Source organism: Bifidobacterium apis (assembly GCF_036986835.1).
Lineage (GTDB): Bacteria > Actinomycetota > Actinomycetes > Actinomycetales > Bifidobacteriaceae > Bombiscardovia > Bombiscardovia apis_A.
On record NZ_BTXD01000003.1, the window covers coordinates 16,267 to 41,401 of the forward strand.

General features: G+C 62.3%; 24 protein-coding genes. 22 read left to right on the forward strand and 2 right to left on the reverse strand.

Annotated features, from left to right (window positions below):
• Positions 1-84 precede the first annotated feature (84 nt).
• Both AACP62_RS07015 and AACP62_RS07020 read left to right on the forward strand, forming a co-directional pair.
• On the forward strand, positions 85-750 hold the full coding sequence (locus AACP62_RS07015) for a M23 family metallopeptidase (protein WP_052323237.1): 666 nt from the start codon (positions 85-87) through the stop codon (positions 748-750).
• Positions 751-869: 119 nt separating this feature from the next.
• Positions 870-2,696: an AMP-dependent synthetase/ligase gene (locus AACP62_RS07020; RefSeq protein WP_029678910.1), complete on the forward strand. Its 1,827-nt coding sequence runs from the start codon at positions 870-872 to the stop codon at positions 2,694-2,696.
• On the opposite strand, the gene AACP62_RS07025 is transcribed toward AACP62_RS07020, so the two are convergent.
• Both AACP62_RS07025 and AACP62_RS07030 read right to left on the reverse strand, forming a co-directional pair.
• Positions 2,666-4,270 (reverse strand): type 1 periplasmic-binding domain-containing protein, encoded by a 1,605-nt coding sequence (locus AACP62_RS07025; RefSeq protein WP_052323236.1) that lies wholly within the window; start codon positions 4,268-4,270, stop codon positions 2,666-2,668. The genes AACP62_RS07020 and AACP62_RS07025 overlap by 31 nt on opposite strands.
• Before the next feature lie 206 nt (positions 4,271-4,476).
• Positions 4,477-5,727, reverse strand: coding sequence for an NADP-dependent isocitrate dehydrogenase (locus AACP62_RS07030; protein ID WP_339347362.1), 1,251 nt, complete (start codon positions 5,725-5,727; stop codon positions 4,477-4,479).
• Between the two features lie 163 nt (positions 5,728-5,890).
• Here AACP62_RS07030 and AACP62_RS07035 point away from each other — a divergent pair, with 163 nt between their 5' ends.
• The 20 genes from AACP62_RS07035 (at position 5,891) to AACP62_RS07130 (ending at position 25,135) form a co-directional block, all read left to right on the forward strand.
• The gene (locus AACP62_RS07035; RefSeq protein ID WP_029678907.1) at positions 5,891-7,015 is read left to right on the forward strand and encodes a GuaB3 family IMP dehydrogenase-related protein; all 1,125 of its coding nucleotides are present in this window, start codon (positions 5,891-5,893) and stop codon (positions 7,013-7,015) included.
• A gap of 199 nt (positions 7,016-7,214) precedes the next feature.
• The gene (locus tag AACP62_RS07040; protein WP_029678906.1) at positions 7,215-7,769 is read left to right on the forward strand and encodes a hypothetical protein; all 555 of its coding nucleotides are present in this window, start codon (positions 7,215-7,217) and stop codon (positions 7,767-7,769) included.
• A gap of 38 nt (positions 7,770-7,807) precedes the next feature.
• The gene (locus AACP62_RS07045; protein ID WP_044097892.1) at positions 7,808-9,799 is read left to right on the forward strand and encodes an AMP-dependent synthetase/ligase; all 1,992 of its coding nucleotides are present in this window, start codon (positions 7,808-7,810) and stop codon (positions 9,797-9,799) included.
• A gap of 3 nt (positions 9,800-9,802) precedes the next feature.
• Positions 9,803-10,285, forward strand: coding sequence for a peptide deformylase (locus AACP62_RS07050; RefSeq protein ID WP_015021747.1), 483 nt, complete (start codon positions 9,803-9,805; stop codon positions 10,283-10,285).
• A gap of 225 nt (positions 10,286-10,510) precedes the next feature.
• Entirely contained in the window at positions 10,511-11,374 is an 864-nt protein-coding gene (rpsB, locus tag AACP62_RS07055) for a 30S ribosomal protein S2 (RefSeq protein ID WP_339347367.1), read from the forward strand.
• 27 nt (positions 11,375-11,401) lie between these two features.
• Positions 11,402-12,253, forward strand: coding sequence for a translation elongation factor Ts (gene tsf / locus AACP62_RS07060; RefSeq protein ID WP_029678902.1), 852 nt, complete (start codon positions 11,402-11,404; stop codon positions 12,251-12,253).
• Between the two features lie 207 nt (positions 12,254-12,460).
• Entirely contained in the window at positions 12,461-13,216 is a 756-nt protein-coding gene (gene pyrH, locus AACP62_RS07065) for a UMP kinase (protein WP_029678901.1), read from the forward strand.
• Between the two features lie 114 nt (positions 13,217-13,330).
• Positions 13,331-13,885, forward strand: a complete 555-nt coding sequence (frr, locus tag AACP62_RS07070) for a ribosome recycling factor (protein WP_110412761.1) — start codon at positions 13,331-13,333, stop codon at positions 13,883-13,885.
• Positions 13,886-13,911: 26 nt separating this feature from the next.
• Positions 13,912-14,901, forward strand: a complete 990-nt coding sequence (locus tag AACP62_RS07075) for a phosphatidate cytidylyltransferase (RefSeq protein WP_339347369.1) — start codon at positions 13,912-13,914, stop codon at positions 14,899-14,901.
• A 44-nt stretch (positions 14,902-14,945) separates the two neighbouring features.
• A complete protein-coding gene (rlmN, locus tag AACP62_RS07080) occupies positions 14,946-16,133 on the forward strand; it encodes a dual-specificity RNA methyltransferase RlmN (protein ID WP_339347370.1) in 1,188 nt (395 codons plus the stop codon).
• A 114-nt stretch (positions 16,134-16,247) separates the two neighbouring features.
• A complete protein-coding gene (gene hisF, locus AACP62_RS07085) occupies positions 16,248-17,024 on the forward strand; it encodes an imidazole glycerol phosphate synthase subunit HisF (protein ID WP_198177831.1) in 777 nt (258 codons plus the stop codon).
• A gap of 139 nt (positions 17,025-17,163) precedes the next feature.
• Entirely contained in the window at positions 17,164-17,577 is a 414-nt protein-coding gene (hisI, locus tag AACP62_RS07090) for a phosphoribosyl-AMP cyclohydrolase (protein ID WP_198177830.1), read from the forward strand.
• A 64-nt stretch (positions 17,578-17,641) separates the two neighbouring features.
• The gene (gene trpB / locus AACP62_RS07095) at positions 17,642-19,747 is read left to right on the forward strand and encodes a tryptophan synthase subunit beta (RefSeq protein ID WP_339347372.1); all 2,106 of its coding nucleotides are present in this window, start codon (positions 17,642-17,644) and stop codon (positions 19,745-19,747) included.
• Positions 19,747-20,646, forward strand: coding sequence for a tryptophan synthase subunit alpha (trpA, locus tag AACP62_RS07100; protein ID WP_425332929.1), 900 nt, complete (start codon positions 19,747-19,749; stop codon positions 20,644-20,646). The genes trpB and trpA overlap by 1 nt, the downstream gene beginning before the upstream one ends.
• A 37-nt stretch (positions 20,647-20,683) precedes the next feature.
• Positions 20,684-21,595: a prolipoprotein diacylglyceryl transferase gene (gene lgt, locus AACP62_RS07105; protein ID WP_339347374.1), complete on the forward strand. Its 912-nt coding sequence runs from the start codon at positions 20,684-20,686 to the stop codon at positions 21,593-21,595.
• Positions 21,596-21,685: 90 nt separating this feature from the next.
• Positions 21,686-22,351 (forward strand): ribulose-phosphate 3-epimerase, encoded by a 666-nt coding sequence (gene rpe, locus AACP62_RS07110; protein WP_029678892.1) that lies wholly within the window; start codon positions 21,686-21,688, stop codon positions 22,349-22,351.
• Between the two features lie 31 nt (positions 22,352-22,382).
• On the forward strand, positions 22,383-22,646 hold the full coding sequence (locus AACP62_RS07115; RefSeq protein ID WP_046322855.1) for a phosphoribosyl-ATP diphosphatase: 264 nt from the start codon (positions 22,383-22,385) through the stop codon (positions 22,644-22,646).
• Positions 22,647-22,697: 51 nt separating this feature from the next.
• A complete protein-coding gene (hisG, locus tag AACP62_RS07120) occupies positions 22,698-23,549 on the forward strand; it encodes an ATP phosphoribosyltransferase (protein ID WP_045935328.1) in 852 nt (283 codons plus the stop codon).
• A gap of 4 nt (positions 23,550-23,553) precedes the next feature.
• Positions 23,554-24,186 carry a CDP-alcohol phosphatidyltransferase family protein gene (locus AACP62_RS07125; protein WP_339347381.1) on the forward strand — a complete coding sequence of 211 codons (633 nt, stop codon included), beginning with the start codon at positions 23,554-23,556 and terminating at the stop codon, positions 24,184-24,186.
• Positions 24,179-25,135 (forward strand): DUF881 domain-containing protein, encoded by a 957-nt coding sequence (locus AACP62_RS07130; RefSeq protein ID WP_339347383.1) that lies wholly within the window; start codon positions 24,179-24,181, stop codon positions 25,133-25,135. The genes AACP62_RS07125 and AACP62_RS07130 overlap by 8 nt, the downstream gene beginning before the upstream one ends.

Genomic DNA, 25,135 nt, shown 5'->3' on the forward strand with positions numbered 1-25,135 from the left:
CGGCTCACACGGCTGCGGCATCCAATCCATCATGATGGTGGATGCCCGATCGGGCATCCACGATGACGGAATGAAGGTGCGACTATGGCCTGTGCGCGTGACCATAAGAACAAGGGCCTCAGGCGAGTTACCGGTCGGATGCCCACCATACCCTCCGGCTGTCGGCCCCCTTGGTTTCCCAGGACCCTGCTGGTGTTGATGCTGGCGCTGGTCCTGTCGGCTGCGGGGCCGACGGCAACCGTCACGGCTCAGCCTGCGCCGACCCTGCCTTCGGCTGCAGCTCCGGCGCAGAAGGGTCGAGTTGGCTCGTCGACCGCAGCCTGCCGCCGGGGCTGGCTGTGGCCCCTTGAACCTCTGCCTGGCGGTAAGGCCGCCCCGCTGGTTATGCGTCCCTTTGATCCTCCGGGTCGTCCGTGGCTGAGAGGTCATCGCGGGATAGATTTGGAGACGGAGCAAGGCAGCGATATCCGTGCCCCGGCAGACGGCGTCATCGCCTTTGCAGGTTCCGTAGCAGGCAAGGACGTGGTCTCCATACGTCACGGCAACCTGGTCTCCACCTATGAGCCTGCACAGAGCTCTCTGCCGACAGGGACCCGGCTGCAGACCGGCACGGTATGGGGAAGGGTGCGGGGAGACTCAGACCACTGTGCCCAGGAGTGTCTGCACTGGGGCCTTAAAGACGATCAAGGCAATTATCTGGATCCTGGTGCCAGGATCGGGTGGCATCGCATCCGTCTCAAGCCCCTGTAGGAATGTGGGGTTTGCTTGCAGGACTCGCGCGTTTGCAGACCGGGTATATCGCCAGCCCGGGGGAGCGGTTAGAATCGTTAAGCATAACGCCGTTTCAGCAGGGAGTGGTCATGCAGAACATGCAGCAAGAATTCACGCGTCCGCTTGAGGAGCCCATAGATCCTGATGCCAGCGTCTTCTCCCTGCTTGAGGACAGGGTTGAACGCCTGGGGGACGATCCTTTGATCGAATACCGGAGTGGACGTGAGTGGAGCACCCTCACAGCCCGTGAGTTCCGGGATCGCGTTGTCGCGCTGGCCAAGGGGCTTATGGCCAGGGGTATAGGTCGTGGGGATTCGGTGGCCATCGTCTCGCACACCCGATGGGAGTGGACTGCCCTGGACATGGCCATCCTGTCCATTGGAGCAGTGACGGTGCCGGTCTACGAGACGGACTCGCCCGATCAGATCCGGCGTATCTTCAACGACTCCCATGTCGGCATGGCCTTTCTGGAGGATGACGACATGAGGGCCCGGGTGGACGCGGTTCGTTCCCAATGCGCCTATCTGAACGACCTGTATGTAATCAACAGGGGGGCGCTGACCACTATGACCGCCTACGGACGGGCGGTGGACCAGGCAGACTTCCAAGCCCGGGCCGACTCGGTGCAAGGCTCCGACCTGGCTACCATCGTCTACACTTCAGGCTCCACGGGCAAGCCCAAGGGCATTGAACTCAGCCACAGCAACATCGTCTTCACCGTGCGTTCGGGAGCTCAGGCAGTCCCCGACATCTGCCTGGGTGAGGGCAGGCGGCTTCTGCTCTGCCTGCCCCTGGCCCACGCTTTCGCCCGCTGTCTGCAGTTCTTCGCCATCGCTACGGACCTCACCTTGGGGCTTACCGGATCTATCCGCAATCTGCTGCAGGACATGCAGACCTTCAAACCCACATTCATCCTGGCTGTGCCCCGAATCTTCGAGAAGATCTACAACGCCGCCTCCCAGCGAGCAGGCACCGGTGCCAGGGGCAGAATTTTCCTGGATGCCGCGGGAGTGGCCAGGCAGTGGTCCCGTCATCAACAGAACGGCACCCGCGTCCCCATGTCGCTGAAGACCAAGCACCTTATGTACACGGGAACCGTCTACGATCCCATCCTGGAGGCCCTGGGCGGCCGGGTCAAGTATGCCATTTCGGGCGGCGCCCCCCTGGACAGGGACATTGCGGACTTCTTCAACGGCATAGGCCTACCCCTGCTGGAGGGCTATGGCATGACCGAGACCATGGGTCCGGTCACGGTCAACCCAACCGAAGGCTATCGGCTGGGCACCATTGGTCTGCCCATGCCTGGCATCACTGTGGGCATCGACCAGGAGGGCCAGCTATGCGTCAAGGGTCCCGACGTCTGCATCGGCTACCACAACCATCCCGAAATCACCACCAGGCAGATTCGCGACGGCTGGCTGCTGACAGGCGATCTGGGCAGTCTGGACGAGGACGGATTCGTTCGGCTGACCGGTCGGCGCAAGGAAATCATCATTACTGCCGGTGGCAAGAACATCTCACCGGCGTTGCTGGAGACGGCTGTTGAACGTTCGCCCATCATCAGCCACTGCATGGTTATCGGGGACCGCAGACCATTCATCTCGGCCCTGATCACCCTCAATGCCGAGGAGGTCGATCGCTGGATGCGGGACCAGGGCGCCGAGCCCCTGAAAGATGCTGCGGCGGCTGGAGAGAACCCCATCATCCGCACGGAGGTCGACCGTGCCGTGGACGCGGCCAACGCACAGGTTTCCCGGGCCGAGGGCATCCGCCGCTATCTGATTCTCGACCAGGACTTCACGCGTGAAAACGGTCTTCTCACCGCCTCGTACAAGCCCCGCCGTCAGGAGGTTCTCAAGCGGTATGAGGACCGGATCGAGCAGGAGATCTATGCTCAAAGACCCGCGTCGGCTGGCTTGATGTAGCCTGTATCGATCAGCGCCGCCTTGAGGTTGGTGGCTGAAACCGCGACCAAGGGTCTTGACAGGCGACGCACCTGTTTGCCGTCCTGGTTGACGGTCTGGATCGTGTCCATGGCTGGTACCTTGCCTTGGCTGTTGAGGCCGACGCAGACCTTGGCAATATCAGCCGCGAGTCCCAGCCTGTCCTCCAGCCCGGTCATCCACTGACGTCCATCAACGATTTGAGGGAGGTTGTCAACGTAAGCGCCGTATCCGCTGATGATGGGCCAGGCGGCGTGGTCGTCCGAGGGTGTGGATCCTTCAGTCTTACCCGTGGTCTGCTGTGAAGAATCCGCCTCCGACCCTGTCTGATTCTGGGTTGTGGGGCTCTGGGCGGGTTTGGGCACGCGCTGCCGATGCAGATCCTGTCGGCCGGTCATGGATCCGACAATGCCTGATACGGAGATCTCCGGGTTGACATCCGCTGACGTACCCCGATACCCCAGATCCCCGAGTTCAGAGACCACCCCGGAAACAATGAAGTCGTTCATGGCCAGAATGCCGTCCACCTCGGTATGGGTCTTGGTGTCATCGTTCATGGACAGCCGGGTCGCCAGCTCCTTGCCTGTAGCCGAGGCATCCTTGCCTGGGTCAAAAGCGACCGTCTGCCAGTCTTTATCAGTGCTGTCTGCCTTCAGGCGCCCCGATGGGCTGACAGCCCGCCCATCCTTGAAGTAAGGACCCAGCACCTGCCAGATTCCGGCGAAGGCCTGCGCAGGGAAAGAACTTTGCGCATCCTGCTCCTCTTGCTGGTCCTGATCAGCCTGGTCGGCTTCAGCATCCTTGTCAGCAGAGGAAGATGTCTCGGCTGTCCGGTTCGGCAGCAGAATCTCAATGCGGCAGGGGTTGTTTTTGTTGGCCTTGTCCAGCTCCAGCTTGCTGGCCAGCTTCTCCGCCTGCATCTGACCGATGGCCCGCGCATCAGACAACTGCACGAACAAATCCGGCTCAATGCCCGGCACCTGATTGGCCAGCAGCACCAGGTGCATGCCCGCGCCCATGGCAAGGCGCAGAGACGAGACCAGGCGTGCGCTCGCCTTGTCTTTGGCATCGGCCTCCAGTGACTTGCTGATGTAGTCGCCATACTGGCGGGTAATGGAATCCGGCGAGGTCATGGGTGCCACCACCAGCGTGGTGGGCTCTGAGGTCTTCCCGGTCTTGCGCTCCGAAAGTCGGTTGACCACGTAATCCTGCACTTCCTTGCTTTGGTCTTCCAGATTCCCGCTGGTGTAGGCATCGATGCGCTTGCCGGAAAGATGCTCCTTGGTCAGTCCCGCCTTCAGATCTGGGACCAGGGCGGCCCACTTGTTGATGGGCGTGTGCTGGGAGAGGGTGATGCCGTCGGAGGGAGTGAAAATGGCCACCCGACCTGGCACTTCCGCAGCTGCCGTCGAGCTCGCCGGGCTCTGCGGGGTGCTCGGGGATTGTTTGCCTCCGCCCATGGCCGGACCGCAAGCACCAGTCGATGCCGCCATGGCCAGGCATGCCAGCAGGGCCAGCAAGCCGGACAAATGCCGTGCAAAGCCGGTCTTCTTCACATTCGCTCCTTCGTTCCGAAAGGGCCCGACTCTGGCCGGGTCCCGAGCAACCATTGTATGGGCTCACGGGTAGGAGCGTATGGAGCATCCTTGCTTTTGCGCACAAGCTTCTCGCCAGGGAGCAGACGGTCAAGGCTGGACTCAGCGGATTATCCGCCTGTTTCAACCGCATGCAATGGATGGGAGATGATGCTATGTCCGATCTGTCAGTCCGCCTTGTGTTCTATGGCCTCTGTCGCAGTTGAAGCCATACGCTCGGCAAGGGCCTGGTCCAGGGCATCCATGAATCCCTCGGTGTCCAGCCAGGGCTGATCAGGGCCGACCAGGCTGGCCAGATCCTTGGTCATACGGCCGGAGCGCACGGTCTCGATAACCACAGATTCCAGGGTCTGCGCAAACTGGGCCACCCTGGGTGTGTCATCCAGCCGTGCCCGCTGCTTGAGTCCGCCCGTCCAGGCGAAAATGGAGGCTATCGGGTTGGTGGAAGTGGTCTCACCCTTGAGCCAGCGCCGGTAATGCCTGGTCACGGTTCCATGGGCGGCCTCGGCCTCTACCGTCTGCCCGTCGGCCGTCATCAGCATGGAGGTCATGAGGCCAAGGGACCCGAACCCTTGAGCTATTGCATCGGACTGGACATCGCCGTCGTAGTTCTTGCAGGCCCATACATAGCCGCCCTGCCACTTGAGCGAGGAGGCCACCATGTCGTCGATCAGCCGATGCTGGTAGGTCAGCCCCTCTTGTTCGAACCGATTCCGGTACTCCTGCTCGTAGACCTGGGCGAAAATGTCCTTGAAACGGCCGTCGTAGGCCTTGAGGATGGTGTTCTTGGTACTCAGGTAGACCGGATAGTGCCTCTGCAGGGCATAGTTGAAGCAGGAGCGCGCGAAGTCGCGGATGGAGTCGTCAAGGTTGAACTGCACCTGGGCCACGCCCGGACCCGGGTAGACGGTCACTTCCCGGGTCACCGGGGCGCTCCCGTCCTCGGGTGTGAAAGTGACGCTCAGCTTCCCTGGCCCAGGCACGGTGAAATCAGTGGCCTGGTATTGGTCGCCAAAGGCATGGCGGGCCACCACGATGGGCTTGGACCATCCGGGGACCAGCCTGGGGATGTTGTCGATGACGATGGGCTCGCGGAAGATGGTTCCGCCAAGAATATTGCGGATGGTGCCGTTGGGCGACTTCCACATGCGCTTGAGTCCGAATTCCTTCACCCGGGCCTCGTCAGGGGTAATAGTGGCGCACTTGACGCCCACATGCTCGCGCTGGATGGCCTGGGCCGCCTGCACAGTGACCTTGTCGTCGGTGGCGTCCCTGTTGCGGATGCCCAGGTCGTAATAGTCCAGGTCCACATCCAGATAGGGCAGAATCAGCCGCTCCTTGATCATTTTCCAGATGACCCGGGTCATCTCGTCACCGTCGAGCTCGACGATGCGTCCCTTCACGGCGATCTTCTCCATGGCGGCCTCCTAACAGTGGGCGGGTCGGGGGCCGTATCCTGCTCCCGGTGCCGCAGTTGCGCTCGCGAACAGTTCTATCCCAAGTTTGTTACTCTCTGTTCCCCTGCTCGTAACCCGTTCGTAGCACGCTGGAGCGTCATCATGAGGCGCTAGGCTGGCAGACATGACACAGGAAATCGAAATCGGTCTCGGCAAGAAGGCCACGATGGCCTACACGCTCGATGATGTCTCCATACTCCCATCACGAAGGACCAGGGATCCCCAGGATGTTTCCACGGCCTGGCAGGTGGATGCCTACGAGTTCGACCTGCCCCTGCTGGCAGCGCCCATGGATTCGGTCACCAGCCCGGAGACGGCCATAGCCCTGGGACGGATGGGCGGACTGGGTGTGCTGGACCTGGAGGGACTGTGGACCCGATACGAGGATCCGCGTCCACAGCTGGACCGTATAGCCCATGCTTCGCCGGAGCAGGCGACCGGGGTCATTCAGGAAGCCTACCGGGAGCCGGTCAAGGCGGAGCTGATCACCCGCCGTCTGCAGGAGATTCGCAAGGCCGGGGTCACGGTGGCCGGTGCCCTGTCGCCCCAGCGCACCCAGGAGTTCTACACCACAGTGGTCGACGCAGGCGTGGATCTCTTCGTGATCCGCGGCACGGCGGTCTCGGCCGAGCATGTCTCCACCAGCCATGAGCCCTTGGATTTGAAGAAGTTCATCTACGACCTGGATGTTCCGGTCATCGTCGGCGGGGCCGCCACCTACCAGGCCGCCCTGCATTTGATGCGCACGGGTGCCGCCGGGGTGCTGGTCGGGTTCGGCGGGGGAGCCTCCTCAACTGACTCTGCCACCATTGGAATTCAGGCACCTATGGCCACGGCCATCTCGGATGTGGCCGAAGCGCGTCGCGACTACCTGGACGAGTCCGGTGGCCGCTATGTTCAGGTCATAGCCGACGGGGAGACCGGCACCTCGGGGTCCTTCGTCAAGGCCTTGGCCATGGGGGCCGACGCGGTCATGCTGGGCACGCCACTGGCCAAGGCTACGGAGGCTCCCGGCCAGGGCATGCACTGGGGGGCCGAGGCCCATCATCCTGATCTGCCTAGGGGTCGCAGGGTCCAGGTCGGCCAGGTGGGGAGCCTGGAGCGCATACTCTTCGGACCCAGCGATCGTACCGATGGCAGCCTGAACCTGATCGGAGCACTGCGCCGGGCCATGGCCTCCACCGGTTACGTGGATGTCAAGAACTTCCAGAAGTGCCGTGTAGCAGTGACTCCGGCTTCCCGCTGCTAAGCAGGACAGGGCATTCAAAGCCTATTTATCCACAATCCGTATCAAGGCCGGTTCAGGTTGACCACATTCCTGAACCGGCCTTTACAATGCCTGAGCGCATTCATACTCTGGACGTAATCGCTGTCGTTGCGTCGGTCGCCCAGTGCACCCCGCCGGCATGAGAGGGGGAACAAGCACATAGAAGTGCGAGGAGAAAAGTATGACGGAGTATATGGATCTGGCGCCGACCTGGGATGGGGATCAGGCAATTGAGGATTCGCTGGGACAGGAGTTTGGCTGCTGGTGGCCGTCTACCTGTGCTCAGGTGCCGCTGGGACTTGGTGACATCAATCTGACAGTGCGAACCGTCAACTTCGTGCGGCCGACAGATGCTGCCGGGCATGAGGGTCTTACGGCGGATCTGAAGCGCATTCTCGTCAACCTGTGTGCACTGGCATCCAAGGTCTTCGATGTGTTGCGGGGCCGTCTGCCGATGAAGAGCCTGGATCGTGTGCTCAACCACGTCTGCATGGAACGGCTGGCTATGCTGGCCCAGCTGATGCGTGATCGGCATTTGGGCATGGTCCCCACGTCGGATCATGTCGGCCTGGCCTACCTGCCACTCATTCCTAAACTGGTCGAGCTCTACCGCGTTGACCGCGACCGGTACGAAACCACCATCGGATTCCTGGTCGGCGAGCGCACGGTGCTGACCAACCTGATAGTCGCCAGAAGCGGCTCGCGCTGGCTATGTGTGCGCTTCGACATGGGCTAGGCGGCGGCTTTGGCGGGTTGACCCATATGATGGTGGGTATGTTGCGTGAATATACGGTCGAGCTTCAACACCCGACGACGGACAAGGACACCATCTATTCACTCCTGGCAAAACGCACCGCCCGCGACCCTGAGGAGCTGGTTGCCCAGTGGCAGGATCCCATGACCAGAAACTGGCACGATGTCAAAGCCGGGCAGATGTCTGCACGGGTTCGCGCCGTGGCCAAGGGCATGATGGCCCTGGGCGTGGAAAAGGGCAGTACCGTGGTCATCTACGCCTCCACCAGTTATGACTGGGGGGTTACGGACTTCGCCTGCGCCGCCATCGGAGCGGTTTCGGTGCCCATCTACGAGACCGACTCGCCCAGCCAGGCCCATAAGATCGTTCAGGACGTGGACTGCGTTCTGGCCTTTGCCGGCGACTCGGAGCATGCGCAGATTCTGGAGCAGGTTCGTGGGTCCTCGCCAAAACTCAAGTATGTCTTCAACTTCGAAGCCGGTGGCCTGAATGCAGTCAGTGAATTCGGCCAAGGGATCGACGACGAGCGCCTGGACCAGGCCATCGCCCAGGTCAAGGCCGACGATCTGGCCACCATCGTCTACACCTCGGGCTCAACCGGTGAGCCCAAGGGCGCCATGCTCTCCAACCGGAACTTCGTCCACATCGTCTTCGTGGGCTGGGACGTGCTCTACCACATGCTGGCAGCCCCCTCCCGTCTGATGCTTTTCCTGCCCCTGGCACACTGCTTCGCCCGTTACATCCAGTACGTGGCCATCGGCGCCCAGGGCGTGGTCGGATACGTCTCCAACGCCAAGCACCTGCTGACCGACCTGCGCACCTTCCGGCCCACCTATCTGTTGGGTGTGCCGCGTGTCTTCGAGAAGGTCTACAACGCCGCCTCGCAGAAGGCCGGCACAGGTCTGGCCGGCAAGGTCTTCGCCAAGGCCACCAGGCACTTCATCAAGTGGTCCAAGGACGAGCAGGAAGGGCGCGGCCACTCGCCGCTGACCCGCCTGGCCCACGCCTTCTATACCAAGACCGTCGGCAACACGATCGAGTCCGCCCTGGGCTCCAACCTGAGCTACCTGGCCTGCGGCGGGGCGCCCATGAACGCCGACCTGGCCCACTTCTTCAACGGAATCGACGGAATCACCTTCATCCAGGGCTACGGGATGACCGAGACGGCGGCCCCCTGTATCGTCAACTTCGAGGATGCCAATGAGGTGGGGTCGGTCGGCCGTCCAGGCTCGGGCATCACGGTCAGGCTGAGCGACGACGACGAGCTTCTGGTCAAGGGCCCCAGCGTCTTCATGGGCTACTACCACCAGCCCGAGCTGGATTCCACTGTGCTCGACAAGGACGGCTGGCTGCACACCGGCGATCTGGCCCAGATCGACGACCAGGGCTTCGTCTTCATCACGGGCCGTAAGAAGGATGTCATCATCACCGCCGGCGGTAAGAACGTCAGCCCGGCGCCTTTGGAGGATGTCATCAGCACCTGCCCGATTGTCTCCCAGGCCGTGGTCGTGGGCGACGGCAGGCCCTTCGTGGGTGCCCTGGTCACCTTGGATGCCGGCATGCTGAAGTCCTGGCTGACATCCCAGGGCCTGGACGCTGACATGAGCATGGAACAGGCCAGCCACAACGATGCCATCCATGCCTTCATCCAGCAGTATGTGGACAAGGCCAACTGCAACGTCTCGCGGGCCGAGTCGGTGCGCAAGTTCCTGGTGCTGGACAAGGACTTCAGCCAGGAGGACGGCACCCTGACCCCCAGCCTGAAGGTGGTGCGCCCCGAGGTGCTCCGCCAGTACGCCGAACTTGTGGACAAGGTCCTCTACGCGCCCAGGACGCCGGCCAAGCCCGCCGCCAAGGAGAACGACATCGTCAGCAGGGCACGGACCACCATGAGCGATTCCCTGGCCAGCATGACCGGACGCAAGCGTGATGGCCGTCCGGAGGGGGAAGCAGCCCCAGAGGACGAGAAGGACGGCCGCGACGGCAGCGACGGTCGGAACGACGAGGAGTAGGCAGTGGCGATTCGTACAATCAGAGTGGTTCCCGATCCGGTTTTGCGCACACCTTGCGATCCTGTGACCAGCATCACCCCGGCTGTGCGCAGTCTGGTGCGTGACCTGGTGGACACTGTCGACGACCCGGGCAGGGCAGGCCTGTCGGCCAACCAGATCGGCGTGGGCCTGCGCGTCTTCTCGTATAACATCGGCGGCAAGGTAGGCTACATCATCAATCCGGTCATCGACAAGACCTCCGGCGAGCAGTATGGCGAAGAGGGATGCCTGTCCCTGCCCAACCTCTGGTATCCGACCAGGCGGGCCGACTACGCTCGGGCCCACGGCATCGATTTGGACGGCAAGACGGTGACCCTCGAAGGCCATGGCATCATGGGGCGGATGATCCAGCACGAGTGCGATCATCTGGACGGCCATGTCTACGTGGATCGGCTGGAGAGCGACGTCCGCCGCAAGGCCATGCAGCAGTTGAGATCAGCCAGGTAGGCAGAGGGCGAACACGATACCCGAGGTCATTGGCCTCGGGTATTATTGTACTTCGGCGTGTCATTGCGTAGGTCCGCTGTCACGGGTGGGCAGGCGCACCAAGAGTATTCCCGAACACACGCCGCAAATTCGCGCCATGTCCGCGACGTCCTGTGTCGGTCGGCTCCTCGGAGTTGCACGCAGGTGCACATGGCCAGGCAATAACCGACAATGAAAGGTACGGACATGGCACAGATCACCATGAGCGAAATGCTGAAGGCCGGCGTCCACTTCGGACATCAGACCCGTCGTTGGAACCCCAAGGTGAAGCAGTACATCCTGATGGAGCGCAACGGCATCCACATCATCAACCTCTTCAAGTCGCTCGGTCTGATCGACCAGGCCTATGACTTCATCAAGCAGACCGTGGCCCACAACGGCACCGTGCTCTTCGTGGGGACCAAGAAGCAGGCCCAGGAGGCCATCAAGGCACAGGCCACCCGGGTGAACATGCCCTACGTCTCCGAGCGCTGGCTGGGCGGCATGCTGACCAACTTCCAGACTGTGACCAAGCGGGTCGGCCGCTTGAAGGAGCTGGAGGAGATGGACTTCGACGACGTGCATGGCTCGGGGCTGACCAAGAAGGAGCTGCTGCTCCTGCGGCGCGAGAAGGACAAGCTGGAGCGTCAGCTGGGCGGCATCCGCAACATGAGCCGTACCCCTTCGGCCCTGTTCGTGGTCGACATCAACAAGGAGGCCCTGGCGGTCTCCGAGGCCAACAAGCTGGGCATCCCGGTCGTGGCCCTGGTGGACACCAACACGGATCCTGAGCTCGTCACCTACCCCATTCCCGCCAACGACGATGCCATTCGCGGCGTCGAGCTGCTGACCCGGCTCATGGCCGATGCCGTGGCCGACGGTCTGCTGGAGCGCTCCGGCAAGGCCGCCAAGACCGAGGAGGCCTCCGACCAGCCCATGGCCGAGTGGGAGAAGAACCTGCTGGAGAACAAGGACGGACAGCCGCAGGAGCAGGCGCAGGAGACTGCCCAGGCCGAGCAGCCTGCGCAAGAGCAGCAGCAGGAGACCCCCGCTGCCGATCAGGCCGCCTGAAATCTGACGTCTAGATAGGAGAGTTTCATGGCAAAAATCACCGCTGCACTGATCAAGGAGCTACGTGATCAGACCGGCGCCGGCATGATGGACGTCAAGAAGGCCCTGACCGAGGCCGAGGGCGACATGGCTCGCGCCAAGGAGATCATCCGCGCCACCGGCATCCAGGCCGCAGGCGCCCGTGAGGGCCGCAAGGCTCAGGAGGGCCTGATCGCCTCCACCGTCGTCGAGGGTGGACAGGGCCAGATCGGCTACGCCGTCGAGCTCAACTCCGAGACCGACTTCGTGGCCAAGACCCCTCAGTTCATCGAGTTCGGCCAGGAGGTCATCGACGACGTGGCCAAGGCTGATGCCTCCAACGCCGAGCAGGTCGATGCCGCTCCATCCAAGTCCGGCACCGTCAAGGAGACCGTTGAGGAGGCCGGCGCGCTCTTCCACGAGCACGTCAAGGTCGGCCAGGTGGCCCGGGTCGAAGGTCCCCGTGTGGAGATTTACGCCCACCGCAAGTCCGTGGAGATGCCCCCCTCCATCGTGGCCATGATCGCCACTGATGAGGCCGGTGCCCAGGTCGCCCATGAGGTGGCCCTGCAGATCTCCGCCATGAGCCCCAAGTGGCTCAGCCGGGAGGATGTGCCGGCCGACGTGGTGGAGTCCGAGCGTCGCGTGGCCACCGAGAAGTCCCAGGCCGAAGGCAAGCCCGAGAAGATCATTCCCAAGATCGTCGAGGGGCGTCTGAACGCCTTCTTCAAGGAGACCGTCCTGCTGGAGCAGCAGTACGTCAAGGACACCTCCAAGACCATTGGCGACCTCTTCAAGCAGGCTGGCGGCAAGGCCCTGGCCTTCGCCCGGCTCGAGGTCGGCAAGGGCGACGAGGAGTAGTAAGCAGCACGGAAATGTCTTGGGTCATCTCGCCTGATCCTGTCTAAAGGATGGGCAGGCGACCGGCATTGATGGTAGGGGAGTGGCTTTCGTGGTCGCTCCCCTACTTTTGTCCTGGGCCTCTCGGGTGGGGGGGTTGTCGTCCAGCCTCGATACCCTGGTTAGCGGCGTATTCCGCCTGTCATCATGTTTGGAGAAAGGGCTTTTATGACCGGATCCGATTCAGCGCAAACCCCAGCATCGCCTCGTCGTGTGCTGCTCAAGCTCTCCGGAGAGGCCTTCGGGGGAGGCGAAGTCGGTATCGACGTGCAGGTGGTCAAGCGGGTGGCCAAGGAGATCGTCCAGGCGGTGCAGAGCGGCGTTCAGGTGGCCATCGTGGTGGGTGGCGGCAACTTCTTCCGCGGTGCGGAGCTCAGCCAGGCCGGAATCGAACGCTCGCGCGGCGATTACATGGGTATGCTGGGCACGGTCATGAACTGCCTGGCCCTGCAGGACTTCCTGGAGCAGGATGGTCAGGCCACCAGGGTGCAGACAGCCATCACCATGGGCCAGGTGGCCGAGCCCTACATCCCGCTCAAGGCCATACGTCACCTGGAGAAGGGGCGCGTGGTCATCTTCGGCGCCGGATCCGGTATGCCTTATTTCTCAACTGATACCGTCTCCATCCAACGGGCCTTGGAGATTCATTGCGTCGAGGTTCTGATGGGCAAGAACGGTGTGGACGGCGTGTATACGGCTGATCCGCACAAGCAGGCTTCTGCGCGCATGTTCACCAATCTGAGCTACCAGCGGGCCCTGGTGGACAATCTGGCCGTTATGGACGCGGCAGCCCTGTCCATGGCCCGTGACAACGACATGCCCATCCGAGTCTTCGGACTGGAAGGTGAAGGCAACGTGACCGGAGCGCTCAAGGGCCAGCGTCTGGGCACCCTGGTCCATGGCGGTCCTGATCGTACCCTGTGACCGGTTGAGGGCACACCCCGCGCCGCTTGGCCCCTGTGGCCCCATGGCCGTAGAGTATAAGAATGACGGACCTCGCGCGCACAGGCGGATGGTCCATACAGCAAGGAGCAGATGATGACCACAGTGGTGGACCAGGCCGGAAGGCAGATGGACAAGAGCATCGAGGCAACCAAGGAGAACTTCTCGGGGATCAGGACCGGGCGAGCCAACCCCTCCTTCCTCAACGACATCATGGTTGAGTACTACGGCACTCCCACGCCCATCAAGTCGCTGGCGTCCATCGGCGTCCCGGAGCCTCGCACCCTGGCTGTCACCCCCTTCGATCCCTCACAGGCAGGCGCAGTCGAGAAGGCCATCCGCGATTCGGACCTGGGCGTCAACCCCAGCCGTGACGGCAACGTCATCAGGGTCACCATGCCCGAGCTGACCGAGGAGCGCCGCCGGGACTACGTCAAGCTGGCCAAGAACAAGGCCGAGGAGGGCAAGGTGGCCGTCCGCAACATCCGGCGCAAGGTCAAGGAGGAGCTGGAGGCCAAGGTCAAGGATGGCGACCTGGGCGAGGACGAGGGCAACCGGCTGCAGAAGGAGCTGGAGACTGTCACCAAGCAGAAGAACGACACGATCGACCAGCTCCTGGATGCCAAGGAGAAGGAGATCCTCGAGGTCTGATCCCGCCTGGGGAGGATTAACACTTCATGAGTACCAAGGAAAGCTCTGCCGAGAAGGCCGGTCAGGATGCCGTCGCAACCCTGAACAAGCGGACCGGGCGCAACATGCCGCAGGCGGTGGCCACCGGCGCGCTTCTGGTGGTCATCATCCTGGCCTGCATCCTGGTGCGCATCGACGCATTCATCTACCTGATCGTGATCTTCATGACCCTGGGGCTCTGGGAGCTCAGGGTGGATTTTGCCACGGCGGGCCTGCATATACCGGTGGTCGAGCTCTGGGTCTGTTCGGCGGTCACCATGCTGGCCTCCTTCTACGCGCCTGACCATGTGGCGGTCATGACCGCTGGAGTTCTGGTCACCGCCCTGGTCGGGGCTCTTGCGGCCACGCGCAACCATCGCCTGGGCGGTCGGCTGGTCAAGGCGGTGAACGCCAAGCTGTCGGGCAAGGACGCGCAGACCATGGCCGATGCATCCTACGGGACCGCAGAGGGGGAGCCCCGGTCAAGCAGCCTGGCCAATGTGGGCGTCACCCTCCTGACTGTTGTCTACATCACCCTCCTGGCCTGTCTGATAACCCTCCCCACCACCTTCGGCGGGCATCCTGCAGCACATGCCTTCATGGTGATTTTCCTGCCCGCCTTAAGCGACATCGGCGGACTGCTCTTCGGCTCGCTCTTCGGCAAGCACAAGATCGCGCCCCGCATCTCTCCCGGCAAGTCGCTGGAGGGGTTGGCAGGCTCCATGCTCTGCTGCCTGATCGGCGCCCTGGTTATCTTCGCAGCCACCTATCCCATAGCGTATTGGGGACGGATTTGGTGGGTCGCCCTGCTCATGGGCATCATGGTCGGAGCCACAGGCACCCTCGGGGACCTGAGCGCATCCTTGATCAAACGCGATCTGGGGATCAAGGACATGGGCCACCTGCTCAAGGGTCACGGCGGGGTGCTGGACAGGGTGGATTCCATCCTCATGTCCGCACCATTCATCACACTGGTGCTTTTGATCACCGGCCTGTGACCGGAATTGATGGTCGGATGACTGATACAGGATGAGGTAGAGGTATGACAGATGTCGATTTGACCGGTGTCGAGCCTGAGACCGGCATCACCCCGGGAGGCAAGGATGGCGCCTTCAGGGACGTGCTGGCGGCCGACCATGCGCGTCGAGGCAAGCCGCCTCGTCACTTTACCGACATGGACCAGAAGGAGCGCCAGGAGGTCTGCGCTCAAATGGGCCTGCCTAAATTCCGGGTCTCGCAGCTGGCCAACCATTACTTCAACCATCTGTCCACCAACCCGGACGACTTCACGGACTTTCCCTCGGCCAGCCGCCAAGAGGCCGCACGCCACTTCTTTCCTGAGCTGATCACCCCGGTCACCGTTCAGAAGGCGGATCAGGGGACGACCATCAAGACCCTCTGGGAGCTCTTCGACGGGTCCAGGATCGAGTCCGTGCTCATGCGCTACCCTTCCAGGGCCACACTCTGCATCTCCAGCCAGGTCGGCTGCGGCATGGGTTGCCCCTTCTGCGCTACAGGTCAGCTTGGGTTGACCAGGAACATGTCGACCGGCGAGATTCTGGAACAGGTCAGGGCCGCCTCCCGGATGATGCGGTCCGGACAGGTTGCCGGAGGTCCGGGGCGCCTGAGCAACATCGTCTTCATGGGGATGGGCGAGCCCATGGGCAACTACCGGGCTGTCCTGTCCGCAGTCAGGCAGATCAGCGCCCTGCCGCCCAAGGGATTCGGCATCTCAGCCAGGAACATCACCGTCTCCACGGTCGGCGTGGTCCCCGGCATTCGCAAGCTGACCCGAGAGGGAATACCGGTCCGTCTGGCCGTCTCCCTCCATGCCCCCAGCGACAAGCTGCGCGACGAGCTGGTTCCCATGAACCGCCGCTTCAACACCACCCAGGTCCTGGACGCGGCCCACGACTACTATCTGGCCAGCGGCAGGCGGGTCAGCATCGAGTACGCCCTGATGCGCGGCATCAACGACCAGGCCGAGCATGCCCGCCTCCTGGCCAAGCGCCTCAACCACTACGGGGACGACTGGGCGCACGTCAACCCCATACCCCTGAATCCGATTGAGGGGTCTCGCTGGACTGCATCCAAGCCCGAGGACGAGCAGCGCTTCCTGGACATCCTCCACAAGGCCGGCATCACTGCAACCATGAGGGACACCCGCGGATCTGACATCGACGGTGCCTGCGGGCAGCTGGCAGCCAAGGCCGTCAAGCTTCAGGCCTGATTCAGCGTTATGCAATGAGGTCATGCCATAGTGTGGACATGCCATGGTCTTCAGACACCGCAGAAGCTAAGGTCGTGACTCAAACAATTCGGTTCAGGCAGGAAGGCAGGTCGCATGACGGTAGCGGTTCGTGTCATTCCCTGCCTTGATGTCGACCAGGGCCGTGTGGTCAAAGGCGTCCACTTCAAGAATCTGCGCGATGCGGGTGATCCGGTCGAACTGGCTTCGGCCTACTACCGCCAGGGAGCTGACGAACTGACCTTCCTGGATGTGACCGCTTCAGGCAGCGGACGGGCCACCATGGTGGACCTGGTCAAGAGCACCGCCGACCAGATCTTCATTCCGCTGACCGTCGGCGGAGGCGTGCGCAACCCGCAGGATGTCGATACCCTCCTGCGGTCAGGCGCCGATAAGGTCGGCATCAACACGGCAGCCATCGCCAATCCGCAGGTCATCGGCGACATCGCCCAGCGGTTCGGCCGCCAGGTTCTAGTCCTTTCGGTCGATGCCCGCCGATCTGATGCGCAGGGCATTACCTCAGGATACGAGGTGACCGCCATGGGGGGCCACCAGTCCACCGGCATCGATGCCATCGATTGGGTCAAGCAGGCCCAGGAGCTCGGGGCCGGTGAGATACTCCTCAATTCCATGGATGCGGACGGCACCCGTCAGGGCTTCGATCTGGAGATGATCGCCGACGTGCGCAAGGTCGTATCACTTCCGCTCATCGCCAGTGGAGGGGCAGGCAAGGCCGCCGATTTTCCTCCTGCTGTCAAGGCCGGGGCCGACGCGGTTCTGGCGGCTTCCGTCTTCCATTTTGGCCAGGTTTCCATCAAGGACGTCAAGCAGGCGCTTCATACGGCCGGGTATCCGGTTCGATGGCAGGCCTGAACCAATCCCGCAGATAATTTCGGCACCGCACGGTGCTTGGCATTTGTAAGCCCTGTCGGCAGCCATCGGGGAACCATACCCATACCATAGACAATCAACCGATAAGGTCATGTCGAACAAATCAGGAGAACGAGGATCAATGTCACAGTCTTCGAAGGACCGGGAAGCACGTTTGGATCCGAGCATAGCGACCAGGCTCAAGAAGGATGCCAAGGGACTTGTGGCCGCTGTGGTCCAGCAGTATGACAGCCGTCAGGTGCTCATGGTCGGGTACATGGATGAGGAGGCCTTGAGACGGACCCTGACCACGGGTAGGGTCACCTTCTGGTCCCGCTCCAGGCAGGAATACTGGCGCAAGGGAGACACCTCCGGGCACGTCCAATACGTCAAGGGAGTCAGCATCGACTGCGACGGGGACGCGCTGCTTATCGAAGTAGACCAGGTGGGGGCGGCCTGCCACACCGGACACAGGTCGTGTTTCGAGGCCGGAGGACCCTTGCCGGCGGTGCAGGGCAACCGTACGCAGGCACAAATGCAGAGCGAGGAAGGGTAATCCAGTGCAGAAAGACGCTAAGGTTGTGGCAGGGAGCACACAAAAAACTGGAGGGAAGGGCTCTATGACCGTCTTGGATGAACTGGTGGCCGGCGCCGTGGAGGATGCCAGGGGCCGGGTACAGAAGATTCCCTTGGAAAGCCTCAAGCAACAGGTCAGGAGCATGAAGCGCAAACCTCTGGACGCCGGCCGACTGCTCCGGGAGAGCGTCGGCATTCCGATCATCGCGGAAATCAAGCGCGCCTCGCCCTCCAAGGGGTATCTTGCCGACATCAAGAATCCTGCCGCCCTGGCCCGGCAGTATGCCAATGGGGGCGCCTCGGCCATATCGGTCCTGACCGAGGGCAGGCGCTTCCTGGGGTCCTTGGAGGATCTGCAGCAGGTCAGGCAGGCCGTGGGCATTCCCGTGCTCAACAAGAATTTCATTGTCTCCGACTACCAGGTCTGGGAGTCCAGGGCCAATGGGGCCGATATGATCCTGTTGATTGTGGCGGCCTTGGATGACACCCGCCTCAAGCACCTGCTCGACCTGTCCGGGAGCCTGGGCATGACCGCTCTGGTCGAGACGCATGATCGACAGGAGATCGAGCGGGCCATTGCGGCCGGTGCCAGGGTGATCGGCATCAACGCTCGGAATCTGAAGGACCTGAGCGTCGACGTCGACCAGTATGCCCGGCTGGCCTCCAACCTGCCCAAGGACGTGGTGAAGGTGGCCGAGTCCGGAGTGTTCGGCACAGTCGAGCTTGAGCGGTACGCCCGGGCCGGGGCCGATGCGGTCCTGATAGGAGAAGGACTGGTCACCTCCCAGGACCGGGAGGGCACCGTCCGCTTGCTGGTTCAGGCCGGTCACCGCTTCAAGGCCGCCGAGGCCAGGCCCCTGTCGACCCATGACGGTCCCTATTTCGGCCCATATGGCGGACGTTTCGTACCCGAGGCCCTGGTTGGTGCCCTGGACGAGCTGGAGCGCGTCTACAAGGAGGCCAAGGCCGATCCGGCCTTCCGCGAGGAGTTGAACAGGCTCAACCGGGTCTATGTGGGGCGTCCCTCGGCTCTGACGCCGGCTCCCAGGTTCGCCAAGCTGATCAGCGATCGGGTCGGCGGCCAGGTCAGGGTATTCCTGAAGAGGGAGGATCTGAACCACACGGGCGCCCACAAGATCAACAACGCCCTGGGTCAAGGGCTCCTGGTCAAGCGTATGGGCAAGACACGCGTCATCGCGGAGACCGGAGCCGGTCAGCACGGCGTGGCCACGGCTACGGTCTGCGCCCTCCTGGGCTTCAAGTGCCGGATCTACATGGGCCAGATCGACGCCCGCAGGCAGGCCCTGAACGTGGCCAGGATGCGGATGCTGGGAGCCGAAGTAGTGGAGGTGACCACCGGGACCAGAATTCTCAAGGACGCCATCAACGAGGCCCTGCGCGACTGGGTGACCAACGTGGAGTCCACCCACTACCTGCTGGGCACGGTGGCCGGCCCCCATCCCTTCCCGACCATAGTCAGGGACTTTCAGAAGATCATCGGCGAAGAGGCCTCCGCACAGCTTTCCGCATATGGCATCGACCATCCTGACGGGGTTGTGGCCTGCGTGGGCGGCGGCTCCAACGCCATAGGCATCATGAACACCTTCCTGGACGATCCCCGGGTCTGCCTCTACGCATACGAGGCCGGTGGAGACGGGCCCAGCTCGGGCAAGCACGCCATCCGCTTGTCGCCAGACACAGGACAGGTCGGCGTCTTCCAGGGGACCAAGTCCTATCTGCTGGAGGACGACCAGGGCCAGACCATGGATACCTACTCCATCTCCGCCGGCCTGGATTACGCCTCGGTGGGGCCCGAGCACGCCTGGTTGCACGACATGGGCCGGGTCAAGTACGACTATGCGACCGACAAGGAGGCCATGCAGGCTTTCAGCGACCTCTGCCGGACCGAGGGCATCATCCCTGCCCTGGAGTCCTCGCACGCCTTGGCAGGAGCTAGCAAGGCGGCCACGGACCTTCTGCGCAAGGGAATCAGTAATCCTGTCATTCTGATCAACATCTCGGGCAGGGGCGACAAGGATGTGGCCACGGCGGGCAGATGGTTCGGCTACCTGTCCGAGCAGGAGGCCAACGATCTGGAAGCCCAGGCAGGGCACAGCAAGAGCGATCAAGCAGAAGAGGAGGCCCGTTGATGGTCAACCAGCAATGGCAATGGCAGAAAGCCCCCGTCCAGCCGGTCCAGCCCGCACAGCCCATGGGGTTCAGTCGCACGGCCAGTCCGGTGGCATCTACGCTGCAGGCCCTTCGCCAGCAGGGCAGGCCGGCCTTCATCGGCTACTTCCCCTACGGATTCCCCGACGTGTCCACATCCCTGGAGGCCATGCGGGTCATGGTGAAAAGCGGGGTCGACATCGTTGAGATCGGACTGCCCTACAGCGACCCGGTCATGGATGGTCCGGTCATCCAGGCGGCCAGCAAGTGCGCCATCGACAATGGTGTCAAGGTCGAGGGTGTCTTCGATGCTGTCCGCCAGGTCCAGGCGGACGGTGCAAGGGCTCTGGTCATGAGCTACTGGAATCTGATTCTGCATCATGGGGTAGCTGATTTTGCGCGGCGCATGGCCGAGGCCGGAGGGTCCGGGCTGGTCACCCCGGATCTGATCGTCGACGAATCCGGGGAATGGATAGAGCAGTCGGACCGCTATGGCCTCGACCGGGTCTATCTGGTCTCGCCCGACTCCACCGATGCACGTCTGCAGCTCACCTCCCGAGCCGCCAGGGGCTTCGTCTATGCGACCTCCCGGATGGGCGTGACCGGCGAGCGAACCAGTATGTCCAACTCGGCTCAGAACCTGGTGGCGAGAGTCAGGCATGCGGGAGCTCCGTATGTGTGCGTGGGCATCGGGGTTTCGACCGCCCAGCAGGCCTCCCAGGTCGGCGCCTACGCGGATGGGGTCATCGTCGGCTCGGCCCTGGTGCACTGTCTTCTGGATGACGAGGGCAGGCCGCGGAAGGACCGCAGAAAGGCTCTGGAGGCCCTGGCCGAGATCTGCTCCGACCTGCGCTGGGGCATATCCCAGGCCAGGAAGTGAATGGGGCTGTAAGGTCCAGGGGCTAGATTGGAGCTTTATGACGCTTGCCTACATTCCATCGCCGGGAATATCCAGCTTTCAACTGGGGCCGGTCACCATCAGGTTCTATGCGCTGACCATGCTCCTGGCCATCATCGTGGCTGCCTGGATCACGGCCAGGCGCTGGAAGAAGGAGGGTGGCCGAACCGACCAGATTCTGGACATCGCCATCTGTGCGGTACCGGCCGGCATAGTCGGCGCAAGGCTCTACCACGTCATCACCACTCCGGAACGCTACTTCGGAGCTGATGGCAACCCAGCGGACATCCTGCGCATCTGGCGTGGGGGTCTGGGCATCTGGGGTGCCGTCCTCCTGGGAGCCCTGGCGGCCTGGGCCTGGTGCCGTCACAAGAATTATCCGACGGCCCTGCTGGCCGACAGCGTGGCTCCGGCCCTTCTGGTTGCCCAGGCCATCGGGCGACTGGGCAACTGGTTCAATCAGGAGCTCTACGGGGCTCCCACCACGCTGCCCTGGGGTCTGAAGATCGATGCGGCAGGTTCCGCCATCGGCAGCAGCGAACAGTGCTACGACGGGTCCACCTGCCCGACCGGCACCCTCTTTCAGCCCACATTCCTATACGAGATGATCTGGAACCTGATCGGCGCGGCCCTCCTGGTCTGGATCGGCCACAAGGCGGTGAATGTGCTCAAGGCCGGATCCCTCTTCGCCCTCTATGTCATGTGGTACACCCTGGGGCGCACCTGGATCGAGGCCCTTCGCATCGACTTCGCCCACGAATTCCTCGGGGTCAGGATCAACGTCTGGGTTTCCATGACGGTCTTCTTCCTGGCGGCTGCAGCCTTCGTCCTCATCGGGCGCAAGGGCAAGCCGACCTCCCTGCTGTCCGAAAAGCTGAGGACCATCACCGAGCTTGAGGTCCGTCAGGAATCCGAGGCCCGGAGCAAGTAGGGCGGGGGTCGGCCACCCAAGGGTCGGGACCTGTGTAATTGAGCTACAAACCCGTGCCGCCAGTCTTCCGCACAACATAGAATAATCTCCATGAGCATTCAGATAGCACCAAGCATTCTTTCCGCCGATTTCGCCAACCTGGAGCGGGATCTCAAGGCTATTGCCAATGCCGATATGGTCCACGTGGATGTGATGGACCACCATTTCGTTCCCAACCTGACGCTTGGCGAGCCTGTGGTGGAGCGCATCTGCCAGGTGACCGACCTGCCGGTTGACGTGCATCTGATGATCGAGGACCCCGACCGCTGGGCCCCTGAATTCGCCAAGCTGGGTGTCGCCTCCGTCACCTTCCACACCGGAGCCGTCCATGCCCCGGTCCGTCTGGCCCGCCAGCTGCACGACATGGGGGTCAAGGCCTGTCTGGCCGTGCGCCCTGCCGAACCCGTGGAGCCCATTTTCGATATTCTCGATGAATTTGACATGATTCTGGTCATGACCGTGGAACCAGGCTTCGGCGGCCAGAAGTTCCTGGACAATCAGATGCCCAAGACCCGCCGCCTGCGTGACCAGATCACCGCCCGCGGACTCAAGACCCACATCCAGGTGGATGGCGGGGTAAGCCCCACCACGGCCCCCATCGTCGCAGAGGCTGGAGCCGATGTCCTGGTGGCAGGCTCTGCGGTCTACGGTGCCGACGACCCGGCCAAGGCCATTGACCAGATCAGGCAGGCCGCGCAGGTAAGCTACAAGGACTGACAGGTTTTGCAGGAAGAACGGAGATAGCCAGATGAAGACCTTCGATGGGTTGTTTGAGGAGCTCACGACCAAGGCCAAGGAGCGCCCAGAAGGATCCTTGACTGTTGACGAGCTGGACAAGGGCACGCATTTCATCGGCAAGAAAATCAATGAAGAGGCCGGAGAAACCTGGATCGCCGCTGAGTATGAGGGCAAGGAGCGGACCGCCGAGGAGATGAGCCAGCTGCTGTATCACATCCAGGTCATGATGATCGATCGGGGCATTACCTTGGAGGATGTCTACAGGTACCTGTGACCCCCCAATCCCATTCCGCTGTAGATTCGCTTCCGCAATTAGGAGGTTGCCGTGTTGAAGGTCGCGGTGCCCAATAAAGGCATGTTGTCCCAGCCCGCATGGAGACTGCTGTCAGAGTCCGGCTATCGTCTGCGTTCCAACGATCGGCAGCTGGTGGTCGACGACGTCGACAACGACATCCAGCTCTTTTACCTGAGACCCAACGATATAGCGGTCTATGTCGGCCTGGGAACCATCGATCTGGGCATCACCGGGCGTGATCTTCTGTTGAATTCGGGTACCGGGGCCGTCGAGGTCGCCCAGCTGGGATTCGGCGCTTCCACCTTCAGGTTCGCCGCTCCGGAGGCCAGCTCCATCAACACCCTGCAGGACGTGGACGGCAAGCGGATCGGCACCACCTTCGACCGGCTTCTTGAAGACTACCTGACCAGTAAGGGGCTCAAGGCCGAACTGATCCACTTGGACGGGGCAGTGGAGTCGTCGGTTCAGCTTGGGGTGGCTGACCTCATAGCCGATGTGGTCTCCACCGGCACCACCCTGCGCAACGCCGGGCTTCGGGTCTTCGGCGATCCCATTCTGAAGTCGGAGGGTATTCTCATCAGATCGCCCCGCCTGGATCCGGATGATGAGCGCCTGGCGGTCATGTCCCGTAGGCTGGAAGGTGTGCTGACAGCCCGCCGCTATGTGCTGATGGATTACGACATCCCGGTTGAGCGTGTAGCCATGGCTGTGGGCATCACGCCCGGGTACGAGTCGCCGACAGTCTCCTCCCTGCACGACAAGCAGTGGGCGGCGGTCAGGGCCATGGTACCCAGGGACCAGGTGAACAACCTCATGGACCGGCTTTATGAGATTGGCGCGCGCGCCATCCTTGTAACAGCCCTTCAAGCCTCTAGAATGTAGTCGGATGGCACTGATCGATCGAATTTCACGCAGCAGGTACAGCCCTGAGCCGCGGTCGGTAATTCTCACCGTACCCAATGTCATCAGCCTGCTTCGTATCCTGTCCATACCCCTTATTGCCTACCTGGTGGCCAACCGGCATCTGATCATCTCCCTGGTGGTCATGCTGATTTCGGCCCTGTCGGACGGTGTGGATGGGATCATTGCCCGCAGGTTCAACCAGGTCAGCAAGCTGGGGCAGATTCTGGACCCGGTGGCCGATCGTCTGCTCATTCTCTGCTCCGTCCTTGCCCTGAGCATCGCCTCAATACTGCCCTGGTGGCTTCTGGCCCTGGTCGGTGCCAGGGACGTGCTCATGGGCCTGCTGGTTCTGGCTCTGGCCCAACACAACTACGGCCCTCTGCCGGTGCACTTCGCGGGCAAGACCGGAACGGCCGTGCTCATGCTTGCCATACCTGCCCTGATCTTTGCGGATGTGGGCACTTCCGCCTTCTTCCGCTTCTTCCATCTGGTGGCTCTTGCCGCCGTCATCTGGGGTGTGGCGCTCTACTGGCTGGCAGGGCTGATCTACGCACGTCAAGGCATTGGACTGCTTCGTCAGGACCATCAGGACCATCAGGACGGCCATCATGACTGAGCCACAGATGACGCCTGAATCCTTCCCCGTGCCGCCCGACCGTGCCCTGATTCACCGCCGGGCGGCTTTTTCGCATTCCACTGCCGGCCTGGAGCGCCACTATGTGGATGAGGAGAGCTCCGAGCCCTCCCAGGAGTCCAATCGTCGGCGCATGGCCGATGAGTCCCTGAGGCTGATCGATGACCTGACCAACCGTCCCATGGATCCCATGTTCGAGGATGCCCGCCTGCTGCCCGCTGAGCGCAGATCACCGGTGAGTGTCTGGGTGAACAGGATCCTGGTCTTCGTCATCTGCATGCTGGTCGGCTTGGCGGGGACGGGCATAGTGCAGGTGCTGCATAGGGACCCGCGTCAGAAGGTGCGCGAAAAGCTGATTACCCAGGTAGAGGCGGTCAGCAAGCGTGCCAACGACCTCAACGGGCAGATTTCTGACCTCAACGGCAATATCGACACGCTTTCGGGTCAAGTGGGTGGCCAGGGCCGGAACGACATGCAGACCGCCGACGATCTGACCAACGGTACCAGCAAGGTGCAGGGCCAGGGCATCGTCATCACCCTGGCCAACCCTATAGCCTCCAAGGATGCCCGGGACAATGCTGATCAGATCAAACTGGTCACGGACCAGGACCTGCAGTGGTTTCTGACCAAGCTTTGGTCTGCGGGAGCCGAGGCCATCGCCATCAACGGAAATAGAATAGGAACGCAGACTTCAGTGCGCACGGCCGGTCAGACCATCCTGGTGGGGACCGCCTCCATCGAGGCGCCCTATAAGATCGAGGCCATAGGCGACCAGGGCGCCCTGTCTGATCTGATGGCTCGCAGCGATCTGCAGAATCGTCTGCGTGACCTGAAGAATGCGAACATCACCGTCAATGTGAACAAGCAGCGGCGCCTGAACCTGAATGCTGTCGGTCTGCCCAATCTGTCCTATGCCGGAAGGAGTCATTGA